At 72.1% G+C, this 21,149-nt stretch carries 20 protein-coding genes and 1 riboswitch; of the genes, 6 read left to right on the forward strand and 14 right to left on the reverse strand.

What is annotated here, in order from left to right; genetic code table 11:
* Positions 1–17 precede the first annotated feature (17 nt).
* Together ACWC21_RS04780 and ACWC21_RS04785 are read left to right on the forward strand one after the other, a co-directional pair.
* Positions 18–797, forward strand: coding sequence for an alpha/beta hydrolase (locus tag ACWC21_RS04780; protein ID WP_450878142.1), 780 nt, complete (start codon positions 18–20; stop codon positions 795–797).
* Entirely contained in the window at positions 790–1,383 is a 594-nt protein-coding gene (locus ACWC21_RS04785) for a hypothetical protein (protein ID WP_450878144.1), read from the forward strand. Before ACWC21_RS04780 ends, ACWC21_RS04785 begins: the two co-directional genes overlap by 8 nt.
* A gap of 99 nt (positions 1,384–1,482) precedes the next feature.
* On the opposite strand, the gene ACWC21_RS04790 is transcribed toward ACWC21_RS04785, so the two are convergent.
* From ACWC21_RS04790 to ACWC21_RS04815, 6 genes are all read right to left on the reverse strand, one after another.
* On the reverse strand, positions 1,483–2,229 hold the full coding sequence (locus ACWC21_RS04790) for an endonuclease/exonuclease/phosphatase family protein (RefSeq protein ID WP_450878146.1): 747 nt from the start codon (positions 2,227–2,229) through the stop codon (positions 1,483–1,485).
* A gap of 69 nt (positions 2,230–2,298) precedes the next feature.
* Positions 2,299–3,252: an ROK family glucokinase gene (locus tag ACWC21_RS04795; protein WP_388788471.1), complete on the reverse strand. Its 954-nt coding sequence runs from the start codon at positions 3,250–3,252 to the stop codon at positions 2,299–2,301.
* Between the two features lie 113 nt (positions 3,253–3,365).
* Entirely contained in the window at positions 3,366–3,875 is a 510-nt protein-coding gene (locus tag ACWC21_RS04800; protein ID WP_450878148.1) for a DUF5304 domain-containing protein, read from the reverse strand.
* A gap of 87 nt (positions 3,876–3,962) precedes the next feature.
* Positions 3,963–5,129 (reverse strand): ArsA family ATPase, encoded by a 1,167-nt coding sequence (locus ACWC21_RS04805; RefSeq protein WP_450878149.1) that lies wholly within the window; start codon positions 5,127–5,129, stop codon positions 3,963–3,965.
* 43 nt (positions 5,130–5,172) lie between these two features.
* Positions 5,173–5,616, reverse strand: a complete 444-nt coding sequence (locus ACWC21_RS04810) for an SRPBCC family protein (protein ID WP_450878151.1) — start codon at positions 5,614–5,616, stop codon at positions 5,173–5,175.
* 153 nt (positions 5,617–5,769) lie between these two features.
* A complete protein-coding gene (locus ACWC21_RS04815; protein WP_450878153.1) occupies positions 5,770–6,567 on the reverse strand; it encodes a metallophosphoesterase family protein in 798 nt (265 codons plus the stop codon).
* A gap of 296 nt (positions 6,568–6,863) precedes the next feature.
* Here ACWC21_RS04815 and ACWC21_RS04820 point away from each other — a divergent pair, with 296 nt between their 5' ends.
* Entirely contained in the window at positions 6,864–8,660 is a 1,797-nt protein-coding gene (locus tag ACWC21_RS04820; RefSeq protein WP_450878155.1) for an AMP-dependent synthetase/ligase, read from the forward strand.
* 31 nt (positions 8,661–8,691) lie between these two features.
* Here the strand turns inward: ACWC21_RS04820 and ACWC21_RS04825 are convergent, their stop codons facing one another.
* Positions 8,692–10,329: a GMC oxidoreductase gene (locus tag ACWC21_RS04825; RefSeq protein WP_450878157.1), complete on the reverse strand. Its 1,638-nt coding sequence runs from the start codon at positions 10,327–10,329 to the stop codon at positions 8,692–8,694.
* A gap of 32 nt (positions 10,330–10,361) precedes the next feature.
* Positions 10,362–11,504, reverse strand: a complete 1,143-nt coding sequence (locus ACWC21_RS04830) for a glycosyltransferase family 4 protein (RefSeq protein ID WP_450878159.1) — start codon at positions 11,502–11,504, stop codon at positions 10,362–10,364.
* 119 nt (positions 11,505–11,623) lie between these two features.
* On the opposite strand from ACWC21_RS04830, the gene ACWC21_RS04835 reads away from it, so the two are divergent.
* The gene (locus ACWC21_RS04835) at positions 11,624–12,859 is read left to right on the forward strand and encodes a glycosyltransferase 87 family protein (RefSeq protein ID WP_450878161.1); all 1,236 of its coding nucleotides are present in this window, start codon (positions 11,624–11,626) and stop codon (positions 12,857–12,859) included.
* Positions 12,860–12,961: 102 nt separating this feature from the next.
* Here the strand turns inward: ACWC21_RS04835 and ACWC21_RS04840 are convergent, their stop codons facing one another.
* The 5 genes from ACWC21_RS04840 to ACWC21_RS04860 form a co-directional block, all read right to left on the reverse strand.
* The gene (locus tag ACWC21_RS04840) at positions 12,962–14,152 is read right to left on the reverse strand and encodes a hypothetical protein (RefSeq protein WP_450878163.1); all 1,191 of its coding nucleotides are present in this window, start codon (positions 14,150–14,152) and stop codon (positions 12,962–12,964) included.
* A 30-nt stretch (positions 14,153–14,182) separates the two neighbouring features.
* Positions 14,183–15,196 carry an NlpC/P60 family protein gene (locus ACWC21_RS04845; protein WP_450878165.1) on the reverse strand — a complete coding sequence of 338 codons (1,014 nt, stop codon included), beginning with the start codon at positions 15,194–15,196 and terminating at the stop codon, positions 14,183–14,185.
* A 213-nt stretch (positions 15,197–15,409) separates the two neighbouring features.
* A complete protein-coding gene (locus ACWC21_RS04850; RefSeq protein WP_450878167.1) occupies positions 15,410–16,447 on the reverse strand; it encodes an NlpC/P60 family protein in 1,038 nt (345 codons plus the stop codon).
* Positions 16,448–16,660: 213 nt separating this feature from the next.
* The gene (locus tag ACWC21_RS04855; protein ID WP_450878169.1) at positions 16,661–18,004 is read right to left on the reverse strand and encodes an NYN domain-containing protein; all 1,344 of its coding nucleotides are present in this window, start codon (positions 18,002–18,004) and stop codon (positions 16,661–16,663) included.
* 33 nt (positions 18,005–18,037) lie between these two features.
* A complete protein-coding gene (locus ACWC21_RS04860) occupies positions 18,038–18,277 on the reverse strand; it encodes a hypothetical protein (RefSeq protein WP_389140449.1) in 240 nt (79 codons plus the stop codon).
* Between the two features lie 162 nt (positions 18,278–18,439).
* Between ACWC21_RS04860 and ACWC21_RS04865 the strand changes: the two genes are divergently transcribed.
* Positions 18,440–19,150 (forward strand): rhomboid family intramembrane serine protease, encoded by a 711-nt coding sequence (locus ACWC21_RS04865; protein ID WP_450878171.1) that lies wholly within the window; start codon positions 18,440–18,442, stop codon positions 19,148–19,150.
* On the forward strand, positions 19,147–19,428 hold the full coding sequence (locus tag ACWC21_RS04870; protein WP_450878173.1) for an Lrp/AsnC family transcriptional regulator: 282 nt from the start codon (positions 19,147–19,149) through the stop codon (positions 19,426–19,428). The genes ACWC21_RS04865 and ACWC21_RS04870 overlap by 4 nt, the downstream gene beginning before the upstream one ends.
* Positions 19,429–19,491: 63 nt before the next feature.
* Here ACWC21_RS04870 and ACWC21_RS04875 read toward each other — a convergent pair whose 3' ends face one another.
* Positions 19,492–20,868 (reverse strand): aminotransferase class V-fold PLP-dependent enzyme, encoded by a 1,377-nt coding sequence (locus ACWC21_RS04875; protein ID WP_450878175.1) that lies wholly within the window; start codon positions 20,866–20,868, stop codon positions 19,492–19,494.
* Between the two features lie 162 nt (positions 20,869–21,030).
* A riboswitch (SAM riboswitch) is annotated at positions 21,031–21,147 on the reverse strand.
* Positions 21,148–21,149: the final 2 nt, after the last annotated feature.

Raw genomic sequence — 21,149 nt, forward strand, 5'->3', positions numbered from 1 at the left:
ATGAACAGGAGACCGAAATGCCGGTTCTCCCTGGAGCCGAGCCGTACCGCCACGAGGGCGGTCCGGTGGGTGTCGTCCTGTGCCACGGGTTCACCGGAGCGCCGCAGTCGCTGCGCCCCTGGGCGGAGCATCATGCCGCGCACGGCCTGACCGTGTCGTTGCCGCTGCTGCCCGGTCACGGTACGAGTTGGGAGGACATGCAGGTCACCGGCTGGCAGGACTGGTACGCGGAGGTGGACCGCGAACTGCGTCTGATGCGCGAGCGCTGCGCGCGGGTGTTCGTGGCCGGCCTGTCGATGGGCGGGGCGCTGGCGCTGCGGCTCGCCGCGAAACACGGGGAGAAGGTGCAGGGCGTCGTACTTGTCAACCCGGCCAACAAGGTGCACGGCCTGTCCGCGTACGCCCTTCCGGTGGCCCGGCACCTCGTCCGTACGACGAGGGGCATCGCGAGCGACATCGCGAAGGAAGGGGCCGCGGAGCTGGGCTACGACCGGGTGCCGTTGCGCGCGGCCCATTCCCTGCGCGTCTTCCTCCGCCTGCTGGACGGCGAGTTGCCGCAGGTCACCCAGCCGTTGCTGCTCCTGCGCAGTGTGCACGACCACGTCGTGCCGGCGGCCGACTCGGCCCGTGTCCTGAGCCGGGTGTCCTCGACGGACGTAACGGAGGTCGTGCTGGAACAGAGCTACCACGTGGCGACGTTGGACCATGATGCGGACCGGATCTTCGAGGAGAGCCTCGCCTTCATCGGTCGGCTCGCACCCAGTGTCGGCAAGGAAGGGACGGCCGCAGTTGGCTGAGCACGACTCCGACCGCGAGGACCGCGAGCCGGACGAGAAGGGCGTTCCCTTCGACGAGGAGGCCGCCTGGGCGGCGATCGTCGCCGGATACGGCGAGGAGCCCGAGGACCCACCGGGCACCAGTCCGTTCAAGCCGGTCGAGGATCTCGCGCTGCCCGAGAAGGATCTCGGGACGAAGATCGACGGGAACCCCGGGAAGAAGACGGACGACGACGAAGAGGAGCGGCCGCGGCCGCCTGCCCGGCCGCTGGGCAGCTCGGTCTCCTTCGCGCCCGGGGTCGGCCCGCGCGACTACACGGCGCGGGAGGCGTCCGAGGACGACTTCGACGAGGACGACGAGGGCCACTTCGTGCCGCCCGAGCCGCCCCCGCTGCCCGACGCCGACACCACGGCCAAGTTCGCCTGGCTGGGTGTGGTCGGCGGCCCCGTCCTGCTCCTGCTCGCCGTGGTGCTCGGCTGGGACATGACCTGGTGGCTGGCGACCCTCGGGATCGGCGGCTTCCTCGGCGGGTTCACCGCGCTGGTGGTGCGGATGCGGACGGACGACGACGAGGACGGCGATCCGGGGCGGGGCGCGGTCGTCTGAGCGGCGCCTCAGCCTGCCGGGATCTCCAGGGCGGCCAGGATCACCCCGGCGGGCTGAAGGCGGTCCTGGCCGCCCCGGAAGGCGGTACCTCCCGGTGGTTCAGGCCGCGGGCACCCTCAGTGCGGCCAGCACGGGCAAGTGGTCCGTCGCCCTCATGAGGTCGGCGTCGGACACGCCGGGGTGGCCCAGGGGCACCCCGCAGCCGAGGACCTCGATGCCCTTGGTGGCGAAGACGGCGTCGATACGGCGGTGGGGCTCGTCGCGGGTCCAGGTGTGCTCGCCGCCCCAGGGGGCGGTGGCCCTGCAGTCCTGGAGGCCGTCGGCGAGGCGCCGGAAGGTCGGTCCGTCGGGGCGCTCGTTGAGGTCGCCGCCCGCGATCGCGTGCGGGGTGCCGAGGCCTGCCAGACGGTCGAGGAGCATGCCGCCCTGCTCGTACCGCTCGTCCTTCCGGAGGCTGAGGTGACAGCTGAGGACGCCGAGGCGGGCGCCGCCGAAGCGGACCACCGCCGTGGCGAAGCCGCGCCGGTGCAGTCCGGGGGTGAGCGGGAGGAGTACGTCTTCCGTCCGCTCCACCGTGGCCCGCAGATCGCAGAGGATCGCCGGGCCCGCGGCCGTCGCGCCGCCCGTGAGGACGACCAGGCCGGAGGCGGCCGCCAGGCGGGCCAGCTTCTTGCGCCAGCGGAAGAAGAGGGGGGCTTCCTGGACGAGGACCAGGTCGGGGGAGCAGGCGGTGATCACCCTGGCGAGGGCGTCGGTGTCGTCGCGCATCGAGCGGATGTTGTAGCCGAGGACGCGGATGACGGCTGAACCGTCGGGCTCGGTCCGGGAGTTCGGGAGCAGCGCCATGTGATCAATGTACGCCCGATGACCCGGGCGCGAGGTTTCCGCCTCGCGCCCGGGTACGGCACAGGTCTCCTACATGATCGGGTCCGGCTCGCGGGCCAGGTCCGCCGCGCCGACGAGTCCCGCCTTGTTGCCCAGCTGGGCCGCGATGACGTCCGCCACCGGGCGCCAGTTGCCGCCGACCAGCCAGCGCTTGTAGGACTTGCGGATGGGGTCGAGGACCAGTTCGCCCTCGTCGGAGAGGCCACCGCCGACGATGAAGGCGGAGGGGTCGAAGAGGGAGGCGAGGTCGGCGAGGCCGGCGCCGGCCCAGCGGGCCAGCTCGCGGTAGGAGTCGACGGCGACCGGGTCGCCCTGGCGGGCGGCCATGGAGATGTGCTTGCCCTCGATGCCGTCGGGGGTGCCGTCGCCGAGGCCGAGCAGGATCTCGGCGTTCTCGGGGGTGGCGTTGGCGCGCTGCTTGGCGTATCTGACGAGGGCGCGTCCGGAGGCGTACTGCTCCCAGCAGCCCTGCGAGCCGCAGCCGCACAGGAGCCCGTCCGGGACCATGCGGATGTGGCCGAACTCGGCGGCCACGCCGAAGTGGCCGCGGCGCAGCTTGTTGCCGATGATGATGCCGCCGCCGAGGCCGGTGCCGAGCGTGATGCAGATGACGTTGCGGTGGCCCTTGCCGGCACCGAACTTGTACTCGCCCCAGGCGGCGGCGTTGGCGTCGTTCTCGACGACGACCGGGAGGCCCACGCGGGCCTCGACCTCTTCCTTCAGCGGTTCCTGGCGCCAGTCGATGTTGGGCGCGAAGTAGACCGTGGAGCGCTGGCGGTTGACGTACCCGGCGGCGCCGATGCCCACGCCGACGATCTCGTGCCCGGCGCGGGCGCCCTCCACCGCCGAGGCGATGGCGTCCACGATGCCCTCGGGCGTGCCCGGGGTCGGCACCTTGAAGGTCGAGAGGATGTTGCCTTCCTCGTCGACCACGCCGGCCGCGATCTTCGTGCCGCCGATGTCGACGCCGATGGTGAGTCCCATGAATCCCTCAGTTTCGGTCGAGCCCCGCTACCGCCAACCGTACCCGAGGCGCTGCCGTCGGCTTCCCGTCGGCGGGCGGGCGGGAAGCGGGCGGCAGGGCCTTGCGGGGGCTCTCAGTCCAGGTCGATGCGCTGGCCCGGGCCGGTGCCCTCGTCCGGGTCGTCGCGGTCGGTCCAGGCCTTCCTCAGGTCGTCCTTGAGGCCGCCCGGGTCGGACGTCCAGCGCCGCTCCTGGGACTGGACGGCCGAGCGGTAGGCGGCCAGCAGCTCGTTTCCGGCGGCGGCCAGGTGGTCGAAGACGTCGGGATTGCGCTCCAGGACGGGTTCCACGGCGGCCTTCGCCTGCTGTACGACCTGTCGCACCGCCTGCTGGGCGGCGGGTCCGGCCACCGCGCCGAGCAGCGGGGACTGGAAGCCGGAGAGTTTGTCGGCGACCGCGTCGACCAGTTTGCGCAGTTCCTCTGCGGCCGAGCCCGGGGGCGGACCGTGTTCGGCACGTCGGCGGGCCTTCTCCGCCGCGAGGTCCTCGGCACAGGCCGTGGCCCAGGCGTCGGCGTCGGTCGCCCGTACCTCGTCGGCGGCCTCGGGTTCCGGGGCGTCGGGCGTGGGGCGCTCTTCGCTCATGACGGACTCCTGACTACGGTTCGCTCTTACGACGTTACCCGAACGGGCGTACTCGGGTTCACCGCCCCGCGCCGGGCCGCGGCCGGGTCACTGCTCGCGCGGCCACAGGCCGGGGTCCGGCGCGAACCGGATGCGCAGTTCGCCGTCGCGCAGCGCGGCCCCCGCCACGGTGCACCGGCGCAGCGCGGAGGGCAGCGGGACGATCCGGCGGAACGGGCCGACCGTGATCACGATCTCGTCGCCGCGCCGCACCAGGTCGAGTTCGTCCCGTATGGCGCCGGGCAGCGGAATGTGCCAGACCAGGACGCCGTCCTCGGTGATCCGGTCGGTGACGGGCCACTCGACCGGGGTGGGCGCCGGGACCTCGGGCACGGCGAGCGCGGCGAGGTCGTCGGCGCCGCGCGGGTCCCGGCCGAGGTGGGGGACGGCGTGGACCTCGTACGAGGCGCGCCACTCGGCCACGGTCTTGCCCTGCTGGGTGACGAGACCGGCTGTCCAGGGATCGTCGGCGGTCTCCGGCAGGACGCGGTTGGCGATCAGGGCCTCGGTGCGCAGGCCGCGCAGCGCGAGGCCCAGGCGGGCGGTGCGCACGGCGTCGGCGGCGGCCGGTCCGGGCTCGGCGACCAGGTGGACGGCGGTGTGACGGTCGGCGACGACCGCTTCCACGGCGGCGAGTTCGACGTCCCAGCGGGCGGCCGTCTCGTACAGCCAGTCCGCGGGCATGGGGACCCCGGCGAGCCGGCCGAGGACGGGGCGCAGGGCGCGGGCCGCCTGGCGCTCGGGCGGGAGGAGACGGCGCAGGTACCGGCGCAGTTCCTCCGGGAGGGCGAGCAGGGCGAGGGCCTGCGGGGCGGGCGGCAGGTCGACGACGAGCAGTTCGTACCGCTCGGAGAGGGCGGCGTCCCTGAGGGCGCGCAGGAAGGTCAGTTCCTCGGCGCCGGGGAGCGGGGTGACCTCCTCGGCGTCCAGCCGGGCGGCGCCGAGCAGGTCGAGGACGCTCGCGGCGCGGCCTTGGAAGGCGGTGAGGTCCTCCCGGAAGCGCTCGGTCGCGTCGGGGCGCCAGGCGGTGAGTCCGGGCGCGACCTGGACCGGGGCGGCGCCCGTGGCCGTGCCCAGTGCCGCCCCGAGGGTGTCGGTGCGGTCGGCGCTCAGCACGAGGGTGCGGGTGCCGTGCTCCGCGGCACGCAGGGCGGCGGCAGCGGCGACGGTGGTACGTCCGCAGCCGCCCGGGCCCGTGATCAGGATGGTGCGCATGGGGGTGAACGCTACCCGCGCTTCGCGGACGTTCCGGGCAACGCTACTGCTCGCCCGACTCCACCCGCTTCTTCAGCCCCGCCAGCGCCCGGTCGATGATGACCTTCTCGGCCTTGCGCTTGATCATGCCGAGCATGGGGATCTTGACGTCCACCGTCAGCCGGTAGGTGACCTCGGTCGCGCCCGCGCCGGCGGGCTTCAGGAGGTACGAGCCGTCGAGGGAGCGCAGCATCTGGGACTTCACCAGGGTCCAGGAGACCTCGTTCTCGCCGGTCCAGGTGTAGGCGAGGGTCTGGTCGTCCTTGATGGCGCCCGCGTCCATGACGAGCCGGACCTGCTCGGCGCGGCCCGCGCCGTCGGTCTTGAGGACCTCGGCCTCCTTCACCTCGCCGGTCCAGTCCGGGTAGCGGGCGAAGTCGGCGATCACCCCCATGACATCGGCCGGTGCCGCCTCGATGGTGATGCTCGAGCTGGTGTGTTCCGCCATCGCCGTGGCTCCTCCGGATGCGGCCGGTAGTCGGGTGGTCGTCGTGCGTGGTGGTGTGCGTGGCCGTCGTGCTTGGTGGTCATGCGCACGGGTGTGCAGCGGAAGGCTACCGCGCCCGCCACCAGCCGACTTCACCCCGTACCCCCCGGTCCCTCACCATTCCAGGGCCCAGGGCTTTCCGGTGCCCGCGAAGTGCCCCACGTTCACGCATTCGGTCGCCCCGATCCGCATGCGCCGGACCAGTGGCTGGTGGACGTGACCGAAGAGGGAGTAGCGGGGCCTGGTGCGGCGTATGGCGTCGAGCAGGGCGCGGCTGCCCCGTTCGAAGCGGCGGGCGACCGTGTCGTAGACCAGTTCCGGCACCTCCGGCGGGATGTGCGTGCACAGTACGTCGACCTCGCCGACGGCCTCGATCTTGGCCGCGTACTCCTCGTCGCTGATCTCGTACGGTGTCCGCATCGGGGTGCGCAGGCCGCCGCCCACGAAGCCGAAGACCCGGCCGCCGATCTCCACCCGCTCGCCGTCGAGCACGGTGGTGCCCGGCGCGGCGTACTCCCGCCACAACGGCGGCATGTCGACATTGCCGTAGGTGGCGTACGTCGGTGTGGGGAACGCGGCGAACATCTCGGCGTACTGCTTGCGCACCGCCTTCTCTATGGCGGTGGCCCGGTCGGCGCCGATGCCCGCCCACAGCCTGGCCCCGAACTCGCGCGCCTCCTCGAAGCGGCGCGCGGTGCGCAGTTCGACGATGCGGTCGGCGTTCTCCTTGCCGAACAGGTCGGGGAAGATGCCGCGCGCGTGGTCGGCGTAGTCCAGGAAGAGCACCAGGTCGCCCAGACAGATCAGCGCGTCGGCTCCCTCACCGGCCGTGGCCAGGTCACGTGCGTTGCCGTGCACGTCGCTGACCACGTGGACGCGGGTGCGGGAGCGGGCGACTGATGTGGGGGCCATGGTGATCAAGGGTAGGCCGAGCGATGCAGTTGTGAACAGTGGCGGCCGGGCCTGCGGTTACTGGCTAGTCAGTTAGTGCGTCGACTACTGTGCGCTGAGGAACATCAACCCGTGTGACGCAGCGAACATCTCGCCGGAACCCCCTGTCGAAGAAGCCATACCGGCGGGTAACGTCCGGGCAGTCCAGTCGTGCTCAGGATTTCAACAGCTGAATCTCCGAGCACTTGCCCGAGCCTTGGACCGACCGTCGCATCACACAACGTCGTGGCGCCGGCGCCCTATGAGGAGCAGCAGTCTTGCGCGAGTTCAGCCTTCCGGCTTTGTACGAGGTCCCTGCGGACGGAAATCTGACCGACATCGTCCGCAGAAACGCCGCGCAGCATCCCGACGTCGCCGTCATCGCCCGCAAGGTGGGGGGTGCGTGGCAGGACGTGACGGCCACGGCGTTCCTGACCGAGGTGCGCGCCGCCGCCAAGGGCCTGATCGCCGCAGGCGTCCAGCCGGGCGACCGGGTGGGCCTGATGTCCCGTACCCGGTACGAGTGGACGCTGCTGGACTTCGCGATCTGGAGCGCGGGCGCGGTCACGGTGCCGGTGTACGAGACCAGCTCGCCCGAGCAGGTGCAGTGGATCCTCTCCGACTCGGGCGCCACCGCCTGCGTCGTGGAGCAGTCGGGTCACGCCGCCGCCGTGGAGTCGGTGCGCGAGTCGCTGCCCGGGCTCAAGCACGTCTGGCAGATCGACGCCGGGGGTGTGGAGGAGCTGGGCCGGCTGGGGCAGGACGTCGCCGACGCGACCGTCGAGGAGCGCAGCTCGCTGGCGAAGGCCGACGACCCGGCGACGATCGTCTACACCTCGGGCACGACGGGCCGCCCCAAGGGCTGTGTCCTCACCCACCGCAGCTTCTTCGCCGAGTGCGGGAACGTCGTGGAGCGGCTGCGCCCGCTGTTCCGCACCGGTGAGTGTTCCGTCCTGCTGTTCCTGCCGCTCGCGCACGTCTTCGGGCGCCTGGTGCAGATCGCCCCGATGATGGCGCCGATCAAGCTGGGCAACGTCCCGGACATCAAGAACCTCACCGACGAACTGGCCGCGTTCCGCCCGACGCTGATCCTCGGCGTGCCGCGGGTGTTCGAGAAGGTGTACAACACCGCGCGGGCCAAGGCGCAGGCGGACGGCAAGGGCGCGATCTTCGACAAGGCGGCCGACACGGCCATCGCGTACAGCAAGGCGCTGGGCACGCCGTCGGGCCCGTCCGTGGGGCTGAAGATCAAGCACAAGGTCTTCGACAAGCTGGTCTACAGCAAGCTGCGCGCGGTGCTCGGCGGGCGCGGCGAGTACGCCATCTCCGGTGGTGCGCCGCTGGGCGAGCGGCTCGGCCACTTCTTCCGCGGCATCGGCTTCACGGTCCTGGAGGGCTACGGTCTGACCGAGTCCTGCGCGGCCACCGCGTTCAACCCGTGGGACCGGCAGAAGATCGGGACGGTCGGGCAGCCGCTGCCCGGCTCGGTGGTCCGCATCGCCGACGACGGCGAGGTGCTGCTGCACGGCGAGCACCTGTTCAAGGGCTACTGGAACAACGAGGCGGCGACCGCCGAGGCGCTGGCCGACGGCTGGTTCCACACCGGTGACATCGGCACCCTCGACGAGGACGGATACCTCAAGATCACCGGTCGCAAGAAGGAGATCATCGTCACGGCGGGCGGCAAGAACGTCGCCCCCGCGGTGATAGAGGACCGCATCCGGGCGCACGCGCTGGTCGCGGAGTGCATGGTGGTGGGCGACGGACGGCCGTTCGTGGGCGCGCTGGTCACCCTCGACGAGGAGTTCCTCGGCCGGTGGTGCGCCGAGCACGGCAAGCCGGCCGGCTCCACCGCGGCGTCGCTGCGCGAGGACCCGGATCTGCTGGCGGCGATCCAGGCCGCGGTCGACGACGGCAACGCCGCGGTGTCGAAGGCGGAATCGGTGCGGAAGTTCCGCATTCTGCCCTCCCAGTTCACGGAGGAGTCGGGCCATCTCACGCCGTCGCTGAAGCTCAAGCGCAACGTGGTGGCGAAGGACTACGCGGGCGACATCGAGGCGATCTACGCGAAGTAGCCGTCCGGGCGGTCACCCCTTCCACCGCGGCTCATGGCGCGATGTCCTCGGCGAGGACCCGCGCCATGAGGCGTTCGGCGAGCGCGGTGATCGTCACGAACGGGTTGACGCCGGTCGAGCCGGGCACGAGCGAGCCGTCGGTGATGTAGAGCTTCGAGTAGCCCTTCACCCGGCCGTAGTCGTCGGTGGCCTTGCCCAGGACGCAGCCGCCCAGCGGGTGGTAGGTGAAGTCGTCCGCGAAGACCTTGCTGGTCGAGCCGAACAGGTCGTAGCGGTAGATGGTGGCGTTCGCCGAGTTGATCCGGTCGAACAGCTTCTTGGCCATGGCCACCGACACCGCGCTCTGGGCCGCCGTCCAGCCCAGCTTCACCGAGCCCGACGCGGAGTCGTAGGTGAATCTCGCCCGTTGCGGGTTCTTGGTGATGGCGAGGTACATGCTGACCCAGTGCTCGATGCCCATGGGCAGCGGGGCGATCTCGGCGAAGACCGGGTTGTCGGCGTTGGCCCAGTCGTCGATGCCCATCACGGGCATGGTGGCCTGGTGGGCGCCGACGGTGTCCCAGACGTGGTTGGCGCGGCCCACCATGGTGTTGCCGTTGGTGCCCCAGCCGGCGCCGACGTTCGCGTCCAGGTCGGGCAGGGTGCCGGTGTCCCGGGCGCGGACGAGGAGTTCGCTGGTGCCGAGGCTCCCGCCGCCGAGGAAGAGGTACGTGCAGCCGTAGCTCTTGGTCTCGACGACCTTGCCGGTGGTGTCGATGCGGTCGGCGGTCAGCACGTACGAACCGTCGCTCGCCCGGCTGATGCTCCGCACCTTCTCCAGGCTGTGGACGGTGACGTTGCCGGTGCCGAGCGCGGCGGCGAGATACGTCTTGTCCAGGCTGCGCTTGCCGTAGTTGTTGCCGTAGATGACCTCTCCGGCGAGCGCGGACTTGGTCGCGGTGCCGGCCGCCTCGCGCTGCATGTAGCCGAAGTCGTAGACGTTCGGCACGAAGGTGGTCTTCAGGCCGGCGGCGGTGGCGGCCTTCCGGGAGGTCCGCGTGAACTGGTACCACTCGGTCGACTCGAACCAGGCGGGGTCGATGCTGTTGACGCCGAGCATGGCGCGGGCGCGCGGGAACCAGGTGCCGTACATCTCGTTCGCGTCCACGGTCGGGAACAGCTCGGCGAAGTACGACTGCGGCGGGGTGACCGCCATCCCGCCGTTGACCAGGGAGCCGCCGCCGACGCCCCGGCCGACGTAGACGGACATGGCGTCGTAGTGCACGCGGTCGAGGGCCCCGGGGTAGGGGGTGATGTCCCTGTTGACGAGGTCGAGCCACAGGAAGGTGGCCAGCGGTGCCTCGGTGCGGGTGCGGAACCACATGGACCGCTGGTCCGGGGCGGTGGTGGTGCAGAACACCTTGCCGTCGGAGCCGGTGGTGTTCCACAGGCGGCCCATCTCGAGGACGACGGTACGGATCCCGGCCTGGCCGAGGCGGAGGGCGGCGACGGCACCGCCGTAGCCGGAGCCGATCACGATGGCCGGGGCGGACTCGACCGCCGCGGGCTCCACCGCGTGGGCCGACTGCAGGCCGACGCGGGTGAAGCCGAGGGTGGCCGCCGTCTGCAGGGCGGCCATACCAAGGATATGACGTCTCGTCAGCTGACGCTGCATCAGTTTGGCTGTCATGCGCGCAGCATCGGCGGATTATCGGCCTCCGGCTAGAGGAGCGCTTTCAACTTCTCGGCCAAAAGGTCCCAGCGCCACTTCTCCTCGACCCAGCTCCGTCCTCGCTCGCCCATCCGGCGGCGCAGTTCGGCGTCGCCGAGGAGGGTGACGATCCGTTCGGCGGCGTCGGCCGGGGAGCCGCCCCGGACCACCCAGCCGGTCTCGCCGTCGAGCACCGCGTCGGGGGCGCCGCCGGAGTCACCGGCGACGACGGGCAGCCCGGTGGCGGAGGCCTCCAGGTAGACGATGCCGAGGCCCTCGACGTCCAGACCGCCCCGGCGGGTCCGGCACGGCATGGCGAAGACGTCCCCGGCACCGTAGTGCGCGGGCAGCTCGGCCCAGGGCACGGCGCCGGTGAAACGCACCGAGTCCGCCACCCCGGTCTCGTGGGCGAGGCGGCGCAGGTCCCTCTCGTAGGGCCCGCCGCCGACGATCAGCAGTACGGCGTCCGGCTCCGCCGCGAGGATCCGGGGCATGGCCCGGATCAGCGTGTCCTGGCCCTTCCTCGGCACCAGCCGGGAGACGCACACCACCACGGGCCGCTCGGTCAGCCCGAGCCGCGCCCGCACCTCGGCGCCGCCCGAGCCCGGATGGAACGTCTTCTCGTCCACCCCGGGCGGCAGCTGCACCATCCGACCGGCCGCCTCGGGGCTGAGCGCCGTGGCGATCCGCGAGCGCGTGTACTCGCCCAGGTAGGTGATGGTGTCCGTCGACTCACCGATCCGGTGCAGCAGCTGCCGCGCGGCGGGCAGCTGGGCCCACCCGGCCTCGTGCCCGTGGGTGGTGGCCACCAGCCGACGGGCGCCCGCCTTCCTGAGGGCCGGGGCCATCAGCCCGAGCGGGGCCGCCGCCCCGAACCACACCGATGTGCACCCGTGCTCCCGGAGCAGCCCGACGGCCCGCCGGGTGGCCCGCGGTGTGGGCAGCAGCATGGTGGTGCGGTCGCGCACCACGGTGAACGGCTGCTCGGCGTCGAACGCGGCCGTCGCCTCGATGCCCTCCCGGCTCCGCTTCCAGGTGGAGGCGAGGACGACCAGCCGGTCCGGGTCCAGACGCAGCGCCATGTTGTGCAGGAACGCCTGGATGCCGCCGGGCCGGGGCGGGAAGTCGTTGGTGACGATCAGGGTCTTGTGCATCGCCGCCGACCCTACCGAACGCGCCGTGACCCGGCCCGGAGCGGCCGTGTGTGTGGCATGCTCACAGCCGGGCAGGACATCATGTTCCCCTCGAGTGGAATCGAACGGCAGGGGATCGTGTGAAGACGAAGGGCGCCGGGTGGTCCCTGGCAGGGCTGTCCGTGGCCTGGGCCGCGACCCGGCTGGTGGTGCTGCTCTACGTCCTCCGGGTGCTCGTCCTCCCGGGCGCGGACGTCACGTCCGACGTGTCCGTGACCTACCGGGGCTGGTACGAGGTGCTGCGCACCGGCACCTTCCCGCTGGACGACGTGACCTGGCAGTACCCGCCCGCGGCCGCGCTGGCGATCCTCTCCCCCGCCACCCTGCCCTTCCTCAGCTACACACACGCCTTCTTCGTCCTGGCCGTCCTCGCCGACCTGGCCGTGCTGGGCCTGCTGCTGTACACCGGCCGGCGCCCCGGCAAGTCGTTGCGCGGCGCCTGGGTGTGGGTGGTGGGCGCCCCGCTGCTCGGGCCGACCCTGTACGCCCGCTACGACGTGATGGTGACCGCGGTCGCGGTGGCCGCGCTGCTCGCGGGTGCGCAGCGCCCCCGGGTGATGGGTGCGCTGGTGGGTTTCGGGGCCATGCTCAAGGTGTGGCCGGCGCTGCTGCTGGTGGGTGCCGTACGGCGCCGCGCGTGGGGCGCGGCGGCGGCGACCGCGGCGGGCCTGGCCGCGGTGTTCTCGGTCGCCATGCCCGGCTCGTTCGCGTTCCTCACCTTCCAGCGCGACCGCGGCACCGAGGTGGAGTCGCTGGGAGCCCTGGTCTTCCATGTGGCTCGGCACTTCGGCTGGCGGGGCGAGGTGCTGCTGAACTACGGCTCGATCGAGTTCCTCGGTCCGTACGTCGACGTCGTGAGCACCGTGGCCCTGACGCTGACGGCGGCCTGCTTCGGATGGCTGCTGCTGTGGCGGATGAACGCGAACCGGTTCCGGCCCCACACGCTCGCGGACGCGGCCTTCACGGCGGTACTGATCTTCACCGTCACCAGCCGGGTGATCAGCCCCCAGTACATGGTGTGGCTGGTCGGCCTGGCCGCGGTCTGCATGTGCTTCCGGGCCGACCGGATGGGCCTGCCCACACTGCTGGTGCTGGCGGCGACCCTGGTGACGGTCCTGGAGTTCCCCACCAACTTCACCCATGTCATCGCCAGCGACTGGTACGGCACCGGCCTGCTGTTCCTGCGCAACGCCCTGCTGGTCGCCGCCTCGGTCACCGCGGCCCGCCGCCTGTGGCGCTCCACGGTCGCCCCGTCCCGGCTGCCCGCGCTGCCGAGCCCGAGCTCGCCCTCGGCGGAGACCCCGGTCTCCCCCTGATCCCGGACCGGACCACCCGGCCCGGACCACCCGGCCCGGACCACACGGTCCGGCCGCACGGACGGCACGGCCGGGGCCCCGCGCTGCCGTCGGTCCGCCGGCTCAGCCGAGTCGGTCCCGGACGTAGGCCTGCCACTGCGTGGTGAAGTCCTGCGGTGTCGTGCCGAGGACCTTCTTCAGCGCGTCCTCGACCGCGCCCGCTCGCTTTCCGTGCGCGCCGACGGCCCGGTAGAACTCGCCGAGCCGGATCTCGCCCCAGCGGTCGGCGATCATCCGGCAGGCCAGCCAGCCGCTCTCGTACGCCCGGGCCAGGGCCACGGCGTCCGTGCTGAAGCCGAAGTCCTTGTCGGCGGGCAGATGCGCCGGGACGTGCCCGTCCCGGACCGCCCGCGCCAGCTCCGGCGCGGCCTGTGGCGCCGTGCGGCCCGTGCCCAGATAGCCGATCCAGTCGGCGTAGCCCTCGGAGAGCCACAGCGGGGTGGCGGCGCCGGTGTGGGCGCGGGTGGCCACGTGGGTCGTCTCGTGGGTGAGCACGACCTGTTTTCCGATGGCGCCGAGGATGGCGTAGGCCTCGGGGTTGACGATGACCCGGTCGGCGGGCGCACCGCCGGAGCCGCCCACCTCTCCGGTGGTGACCGCGGCGATTCCCCGGTAGGAGGAGGCGGGCGAGCCGAGCAGCCGGGCCATCCCGTCCAGGTCCCGCGGTACGAGCAGGACGACCCGCCGGGTCCAGTCCGCGCCCCATACCCGCGACACCGCGGGGACGGCGCGGTCGGCGAGGCGGGCGTAGCCGCGCAGCTCGGCACCGGACTGCCCGACCCCGAGCACCAGGCTGTGCTCTCCCCGTGCGGCCGTCACGGTGCCCTCGTCCCACAGCTGCTGCCCGGCCTTCTTCGCGGGCCGGTCGGCGGCGACGTACCAGTGTCCGTCGGTGGTGCGCCCGAGGGTGAGCCTGCGGTCGGTGGTGACGGGCGCCCGGTCGTAGTCCCGGACCCGGTAGCTCAGCCGGGCGTCGGCGCTGGCGCCGGTGCCATCACGGTGCAGGGCGGTCAGCCGGTAGGCCCAGGACGTCAGCGGCACCGCGCGCAGCTGCCGGTACTGCGCGGGGCTGCCGGTCTCGTCGTACGCCGCTTCGTCGTGCCGCAGCAGGGCCGCCGCCCGGCGGTCCAGCACCTGCTGCACCTGCGCCTTCGCCGAGTCGGTACCGGACTGCCCGCCGCACCCCGTCAGGGAGGTGAGCAGCAGACAGAGCCCCACCAAGGGGGCGTGCCACGCCCGTCCGCGTCCAGCCACCTGCCGATGGTACGGCCCGGCGCGGGAAAGTCAGGGCCGGGTGACCGAGGAGATCGGCATCATCCCGACCGGGTCGTAGCGCACCGGTGCACCGGGGTAGGGCGCGTGGATCACCTGGCCGTTGCCCGCGTACAGGCCGACATGGCCGGCATCGGAGCGGTAGACGACCAGGTCGCCGGGCCGGGCCTGGGAGAGGGGGACCTGCCGGCCGGCGTACCGCTGCTCCTGCGAGGTGCGCGGCAGATGGACGCCCGCCTGTGCGTACGCCCACTGGGTCAGGCCCGAACAGTCGAAGGCCGAGGGGCCGTTCGCGCCCCAGACGTAGGGGCGGCCGAGGGCGGAGCGGGCGGCGGCGACGGCCGCGGCGGCGCGGGCGTTCGGGGCGGTGGCACCGAAGAGATCGGAGATGCCGCCGCGGCCCGAGCGGGAGGCCCGTACGTAGGCGGCGCGCTCGGCGGCGGGCAGGGAGTTGAGCAGCTGCCTGGCCCGGGCGAGCTTCTTCTCCACGATCCGCTTGCGGGCGGCGACCTGCTTGCGGCTCCGCTCGAGTTCGGCGAGTTTCCCCGCGGTCCGGTCACGTTCCCGGGCGAGTTCGCGCATCGCCGTCTGCAACTGGGTGAGCCGGTCGGACTGGCGGGCACCGATCCGGTCGAGGGTGGTGGCCTTGTCGAGGTAGTCGCCCGGGTCGTCGGAGAGCAGCAGGGCGACGGTCGGAGCGAGGCCCCCGGAGCGGTACTGGGCGCCGGCCAGCGAACCGAGCGAGTCGCGCATGGCGTTGATGCGCTGCTGCTGCCGGGCGATCCGGTCCTGGGCGTCGCCGACCTCCTCGCGCAGCCTGTCGGAGCGCTCGTCGGCCTTGTCGTAGGCCTCGGTCGCCTGCTCGGCCTGCCGGTAGAGCCGGTCCACCTCGGCGCGCGTGTCCTCGTGCGGCGCGGCGCTCGACGGTACGGCGCCGAACGCGGCGGTGGCGACGGACAACACGCACAGGGCGGTGCCGGCGCCCCGGTCGAACCCGGACGGTGCTGGACGGCGATGGGACCCCACGGGAAACCGCACTCCTTCCGCTGGCGGATGTCTGGCAGAGCTCGGCAGACAGTAGCCGTGCGGACACGCAGCGTCCAAGGAGGCCGGGGGCCCGGCAACCCGACGCCCCGCCGCTGACGCAGGTCACCGGCGGGGCGTGGAGTCAGTTTCCGGTTGTGGTGAATCGCCCGTTCGGGCGCACCCACGGGACCGCGAGGGGCGGCCCGCGCAGGGTCAGCCGATGCGGACGCCGAACTCGAACGTCATGTTGCTCATCGCCTCGTAGCGCACCACGGCACCGGTGTGCGGGGCGTGCAGCACCTGCCCGTTGCCCGCGTACAGGCCGACGTGGTGGTAGTCGCCGAAGAAGATGACGAGGTCGCCGACCTTCAGGTCCGCCTGGTTGTAGATGCGCGTACCGGCGTTGGCCTGCGCCTCGGAGGTGCGCGGGATGGAGACGCCGGCCTGGGCGTAGGCCCAGGAGGTCAGGCCCGAGCAGTCGAAGGCGGACGGGCCGGTGGCGCCCCACTGGTAGGGCGAGCCGATCCTGGTCTGGGCGGCGGCGAAGGCCGCGGCGGCACGGCTGGAACCGGGCGGGGTGTCGCCCAGGTTGACGCGCTCGGTGGAGGAACGGCTGGCGCGGTTCTGCTCGGCGGCGAGGGCCGCCTTCTCCTTGGCGGTCAGGGTGTTGAGCAGCTTCTGCGCCTCGGCCAGCTTGCCCTGGACTTCCCGCTTCTTGTCACCCAGTGCGGTGCGGGTGGAGGCGAGGTCCTTGAGCTTCTCGGTCGCCTCGGCGCGCTCCTGGGCGAGTTCACGCTGTTTGTCCTGAATTTCCTTCAGGGCCTCGACCTGCTGGCTGCTCAACTGGTCGAGAGTGGAGGCCTTGTCGAGGTAGTCGTCCGGGTTGGAGGACAGGAAGAGCTGGACCGAGGGGTCGATGCCGCCGGTGCGGTACTGCGCGGTGGCCATCGAGCCCAGGCCGTCGCGGAGCTTGTTGAGCTCCTGCTGACCGCGGGCGACGTTGTCCTGGATGGTGGAGATCTCCTTCTGGAGCTTCTCCTGCTTCGCCTTGGCTCCGTCGTACTTCTCGGAGGCCTGCTCGGCTTCCTCGTAGAGCTTGTCGACCCTGGCCTTGACCTCGCTCTTGCTCAGCTTCTCGCTGGGTGCGGCGTTGGCGGCGTTCGCGCTGAACGCGACGGCGGCGGCTGCTGCGGTGGTCAGCACGGTGACACGCGTGCGACTGGGCTGCTTGGGTCGACGGTGGGACGCCACGACAGGCGAACTCCTTCTTGTGAGTGATCACCCGCTCGGAGGTTCGAGCCCAGACCCTAGTGACCCTCTTGTGATCAGATCAAATCCTCACACCAAAAATCCTCGTCACGCAATGCATTCTTTGCACTCAACCCACATGGAGTGATGCGCGGTTGACACTACGTTGCGTGACAGAACCGCCAATTCGGGCATTAAACCTCTACGTTGGCGTTTTCAGGACAGGCGCTTCAGAAGCACCGCAGAAGCCACCGGACGGGCCCCCGCCCTGGCGACCCCGTCGGCCACCTCGCGGTCCGTCGAGGCGACGATGACCGGGCGGCCCGGCGGCTCCGCGCGCACCAGCTGGCGGATGAGCTCGTCGGCCGTGACGCCCGGCTTGGAGAACAGCACCCGCACCCCGCGCGGCGGGGCCAGCAGCACCGGCGCGGCCAGTTCGGCCCCGTCGAAGACGCACGTCACCTCGGCGCCGGTCTGGGCGGCGAGCTGGGAGAGCTGGCCGAGCAGCCGCAGCCGCTGCTTCTCCAGCGGCATCTGCGGATAGCCGGTCTTGGTGACGTTGTAGCCGTCGACCACCAGGTGCGCCTGCGGCAGGGCGAGGAGCTGGTCGAGGATCGCGGGATCGTTCTCGGACAACGCCCGTGCGGCGATGTCCTTCGGGGTCATCCGTCCCGGTTCGACCGCGTCCACCGTCTCCGCCGGCCGCACCGACACCGGCGGCAGGGCCAGCTCCCGGCGCAGCCCCTGCGTCGCGTCCAGAAGGGTGTCAAGGAGCAGCCGGACGCGCATGTCCTCCACACTGCGCCCCTCGCGGGCTGCTCTGCGCGTGGCCTCCAGCGCGGCCTCGGCCTCGCCGAGGCGGGACTTGAGCCGCCGGGTCTCGCTCTCCGCGGCGGACACCTGGGCCTGCCCCTCGGCCCGCACCACCTCGATCTCGCCCTGCACCCTGCGCAGGGCCGCCTCGCCGCGCTTGACGTCGCTGAGGGCGGCGCGGAGCTTGCGGTGAAGCGATTCCGCTTCCCTCTTGGCCGACTCCAGCTCGGCGCGCAGCCGCTCGGTCTCGGCCCGGGTCTGCTCACGGGCCCGGTCGAGCTCCTCGCGCAGCCGCTCCAGCTCGGCGCGGCTCTCCTCGTCGGCGCGCTCGGCGTCCGCCCGCAGGGCCTCCTCGCCGGCCGCGGTCACCAGCTTCACCCAGCCCGCGGGGCGCAGTACGTAGGCCGCGGCCGCCACGTCGAGCGGGTCCGCGGCCGGAGGCGGGGAGCCCGAGTCGAGGGCGCCGGTGAGTTCCGGCTGGGCCTCTCTGAGTTTCTCGCCGATGCGCTGGCGGAACAGCGGCTCGGTCTCCAGCGCCGCCGCCATCGCGTTGCCCGCGAACTTCGCGCGACGGTTGGGGGCGAAACGGGCGTACTGCCGTAGCTGGGCGGGTAGTTCGGCGACCGTCAGCCCGCCGAAGCCGTCCGAGACGATCTGCACGACCCGCCGCCGCACGCCGTCGGGCAGCGGACGGTCAAGCACCTCGGCGGTGCCGTCGCCCGGCCCCCCGCCCGTGGTCTCCACCATCCGTCACACCCCATCACGTGTGCGTCGCTCCGGTCAGGAGTCGGCGCCCGGCCTGTCCACGAGTTCCACCTGGTCCACCGCGTTGCACCAGCGGCAGCGCACCGACTCGATGGTCTCACTGACCACCTCCCGCTCCTCGACCTTGGGCTCACCGGCGAGGTCGAGGTGGACGTACTCGACGACCTTCGACGAGCGGGTCACGTCGAAACGGGTGAGGTTGCCGCAGAGGGTGCAGCGCCACCGGGTCTCGGCGGTCGGCAGGGGAACCGGCATCGTGACTGTTCGCTTCCTTCTAGTGTCCGTGGTCCGTGACACATCGTCTCCGCGACGCGTGTGGCTCGTAACCCTACGGCCTGGCGGCGACTCGCCGCCCGTCCGTCCACGGCGGCGAGGCGGTCCGTGCGCTTGCGTCCCGTTACGTCATGCTCTGTAGCCATGGTCAGCAAGTCGACGCCGATGACGTACGCCCTGATCGTCCTGTGCTGTCTGCTGTTCCTGCTCGGGCCGGCGGGCGGGCTGAATCCGGTCTACGGCTCCGGCGACGCCCTGCTCGCCGCCCAGCGGGCCTACTTCCGGCACTGGGGGGTGATCCCCGCCGAGCTGTTCGACGGCCCGGCCCGGACGGCCCTCACCCCGGCCACGGCGCTGTTCGTGCACGGCAGCTGGGTGCACCTGCTGGGCAACATGCTCTTCCTCTACGTCTTCGGGGCGATGACCGAGGAACGCATGGGCCGCGTCCAGTTCATCCTGTTCTACGTCGGCTGCGGCTATCTGGCGCTGCTCGGCTACGCCGCCGCCAACGCCGCCTCCGAACAGTCCCTGGTCGGGGCCTCGGGGGCGATCTCGGCGGTCCTCGGCGCGTTCCTCTACCTGTTCCCCGGCGCCCGCGTCACCAGTCTCCTCCCGTTCCTGTTCTTCCTCCCGCTGCGCTTCCCCGCCTGGATCGTCCTGCCCTTCTGGGCGGCCCTGCAGTGGCTGGCGGCGGGCCGTGCCCCGCAGGGCCCGGGTGTGGCGTACCTGGCCCACCTGGTGGGCTTCGGGCTGGGCTTCGTCCTCGCGTGGGTGCTGTTCGGGCGGGCCACCAGGGGCTGCCCTAGAGTTGAGGCCGCCCCAGCCCCGGCCCCCGAGGGAGAGAACCAGCCGTGATCACCGCGATCGTGCTCATCAAGACCAGCGTGGACCGGATCCCCGAGATCGCGGAGCAGATCGCCGCGCTGGACAGTGTCAGCGAGGTCTTCTCGGTCACCGGCACCTACGACCTGATCGCCATGGTCAGGGTGAGCCGGCACGAGGACCTGGCGGATGTCATCCCCGGCCGGATCAGCAAGATCCCCGGCGTGGAGGCCACCGACACGCACGTGGCGTTCCGCACCTACTCCCAGCACGACCTGGAGGCGGCGTTCGCGATCGGGCTGGACAGCTAGGACGGGCCGACGAGGGCCTCGTTTCGGCCGGAGGCCGCGTGGAGCCGGTTGCCGAGCCGGGGGTCAGACGGCCGGAACGCAGCGGCCGTCCTCGGTCCGGTAGCGCCACTTGGCACCGTCCCGCACCAGTTCCTTCACCGCGGACACGAACCGCTCCACGTGCTCGTCCGGTGTGCCCGCGCCGAAGCTGACCCGGACGGCGTTGAGGGACTTCTCGCCGGGCGCCGCCTCGGGGGCGCCGCACTCGCCCTGCGTCTGCGGGTCGCTGCCCAGCAGGGTGCGGACCAGGGGGTGGGCGCAGAACAGGCCGTCGCGGACGCCGATGCCGTACTCCGCGGAGAGCGCGGCGGCGAAGTGGGAGCTGTTCCAGCCCTCGACGACGAAGGAGATGACGCCGACGCGCGGGGCGTCGTCGCCGAAGAGGGACAGCACCCGGACCTCGGGGACCTCCGCCAGGCCCGCGCGGACCTCGGCGATCAGGTGCTGCTCGCGGGCGACCAGGCTCTCGAAGCCCGCCTCGGTGAGCGCCTTGCAGGCCGAGGCGATGGAGTAGGCGCCGATGACGTTCGGGGAGCCGGCCTCGTGGCGGGCGGCGCTGTCGTGCCACTCCACCTCCACTCCCCCGTCGTCGCGCCGGGTGACCTTGCGGCTGGCGCCGCCGCCCGCGAGGTACGGCTCGGCCGCGCGCAGCCAGTCGGCACGGCCGGCCAGCACACCGGAGCCGAACGGGGCGTACAGCTTGTGCCCGGAGAACGCGACCCAGTCGACGTCCAGCTCCCTGAGGCTCACCGGGTGGTGCGGGGCCAGCTGGGCGGCGTCCAGGACGATCCGGGCGCCGTGCGCGTGGGCGGCGGCGGCCAGTTCGCGGACCGGCCAGAGCTCACCGGTGACGTTGGAGGCGCCGGTCACGCACACCAGGGCCGGGCCGTGGCCCCCTCCGGTCGGTACAGGGCGGCCGGCGAGGGCCCGCTCGAGGGTCTCCACGGCCTGCCGCGGGGTGCGGGGGGCGTCGAGGTAGGTGACCCGGGCGTCCTGCCAGGGCAGCAGGGAGGCGTGGTGCTCGGTCTCGAAGACGAAGACCTGGCAGCCCGCGGGGAGCGCGCGGGCGAGGAGGTTCAGGGAGTCCGTGGTCGACCGGGTGAAGACGACCTGGTCGTCCGCCCGGCAGTCGAGGAACTCGGCGACCGTGGCGCGGGCGTTCTCGAAGAGGTCGGTGGACAGCTGCGAGAGGTAGCCGGCGCCCCGGTGCACGCTGCCGTAGTAGGGGGCGTACGCGGCCACGTCGTCCCAGACCCGCTGGAGCGCGGGGGCGCTGGCCGCGTAGTCGAGCGCGGCGTAGGCGACCTCCCCACCGGTGACGAGCGGGACGGTGACGTCCCGGCCGAGAACGGGCAGCGGGGCACAGAGGGACTGGTCGGCGGCAACGGTGCGGACGGACATGGGTGTACTCCTGTGAAGGCAGGCGGAACTCACCGCACGAGCGGACGGCGCTCAAGCACGGATGAGGTGAAAAGGGGGATGCGGAGGCGGGGCTCGACGCCCTAGCGCATTCGCTTGCTCACAGAAGGCTCCCTCGACGACCAGGACCCCTGGCTTGCGAGGGGTCCGCGCTTGCCGCGGACCTCGCTGCCCACGGCCTGGTCTTCACCCGGGGCACCCCGCCACGGACGGAGGGTTGCCGGACAGTCGGCCGGGGCCGAATGACTGTCACTCATGACCTG

Source organism: Streptomyces sp. NPDC001348, assembly GCF_053597535.1.

Bases quoted from the DNA above. Each gene is read 5' to 3' on its own strand.
- ACWC21_RS04800 (WP_450878148.1), bottom strand. From the start codon at position 3,875: ATGAGCGAAGAGCGCCCCACGCCCGACGCCCCGGAACCCGAGGCCGCC.
- ACWC21_RS04805 (WP_450878149.1), bottom strand. From the start codon at position 5,129: ATGCGCACCATCCTGATCACGGGCCCGGGCGGCTGCGGACGTACCACC.
- ACWC21_RS04830 (WP_450878159.1), bottom strand. From the start codon at position 11,504: ATGCACAAGACCCTGATCGTCACCAACGACTTCCCGCCCCGGCCCGGC.
- ACWC21_RS04875 (WP_450878175.1), bottom strand. From the start codon at position 20,868: ATGTCCGTCCGCACCGTTGCCGCCGACCAGTCCCTCTGTGCCCCGCTG.
- ACWC21_RS04855 (WP_450878169.1), bottom strand. From the start codon at position 18,004: ATGGTGGAGACCACGGGCGGGGGGCCGGGCGACGGCACCGCCGAGGTG.
- ACWC21_RS04795 (WP_388788471.1), bottom strand. From the start codon at position 3,252: ATGGGACTCACCATCGGCGTCGACATCGGCGGCACGAAGATCGCGGCC.
- ACWC21_RS04825 (WP_450878157.1), bottom strand. From the start codon at position 10,329: ATGACAGCCAAACTGATGCAGCGTCAGCTGACGAGACGTCATATCCTT.
- ACWC21_RS04865 (WP_450878171.1), top strand. From the start codon at position 18,440: ATGGTCAGCAAGTCGACGCCGATGACGTACGCCCTGATCGTCCTGTGC.
- ACWC21_RS04790 (WP_450878146.1), bottom strand. From the start codon at position 2,229: ATGGCGCTGCTCCCGAACTCCCGGACCGAGCCCGACGGTTCAGCCGTC.
- ACWC21_RS04810 (WP_450878151.1), bottom strand. From the start codon at position 5,616: ATGGCGGAACACACCAGCTCGAGCATCACCATCGAGGCGGCACCGGCC.
- ACWC21_RS04815 (WP_450878153.1), bottom strand. From the start codon at position 6,567: ATGGCCCCCACATCAGTCGCCCGCTCCCGCACCCGCGTCCACGTGGTC.
- ACWC21_RS04780 (WP_450878142.1), top strand. From the start codon at position 18: ATGCCGGTTCTCCCTGGAGCCGAGCCGTACCGCCACGAGGGCGGTCCG.
- ACWC21_RS04860 (WP_389140449.1), bottom strand. From the start codon at position 18,277: ATGCCGGTTCCCCTGCCGACCGCCGAGACCCGGTGGCGCTGCACCCTC.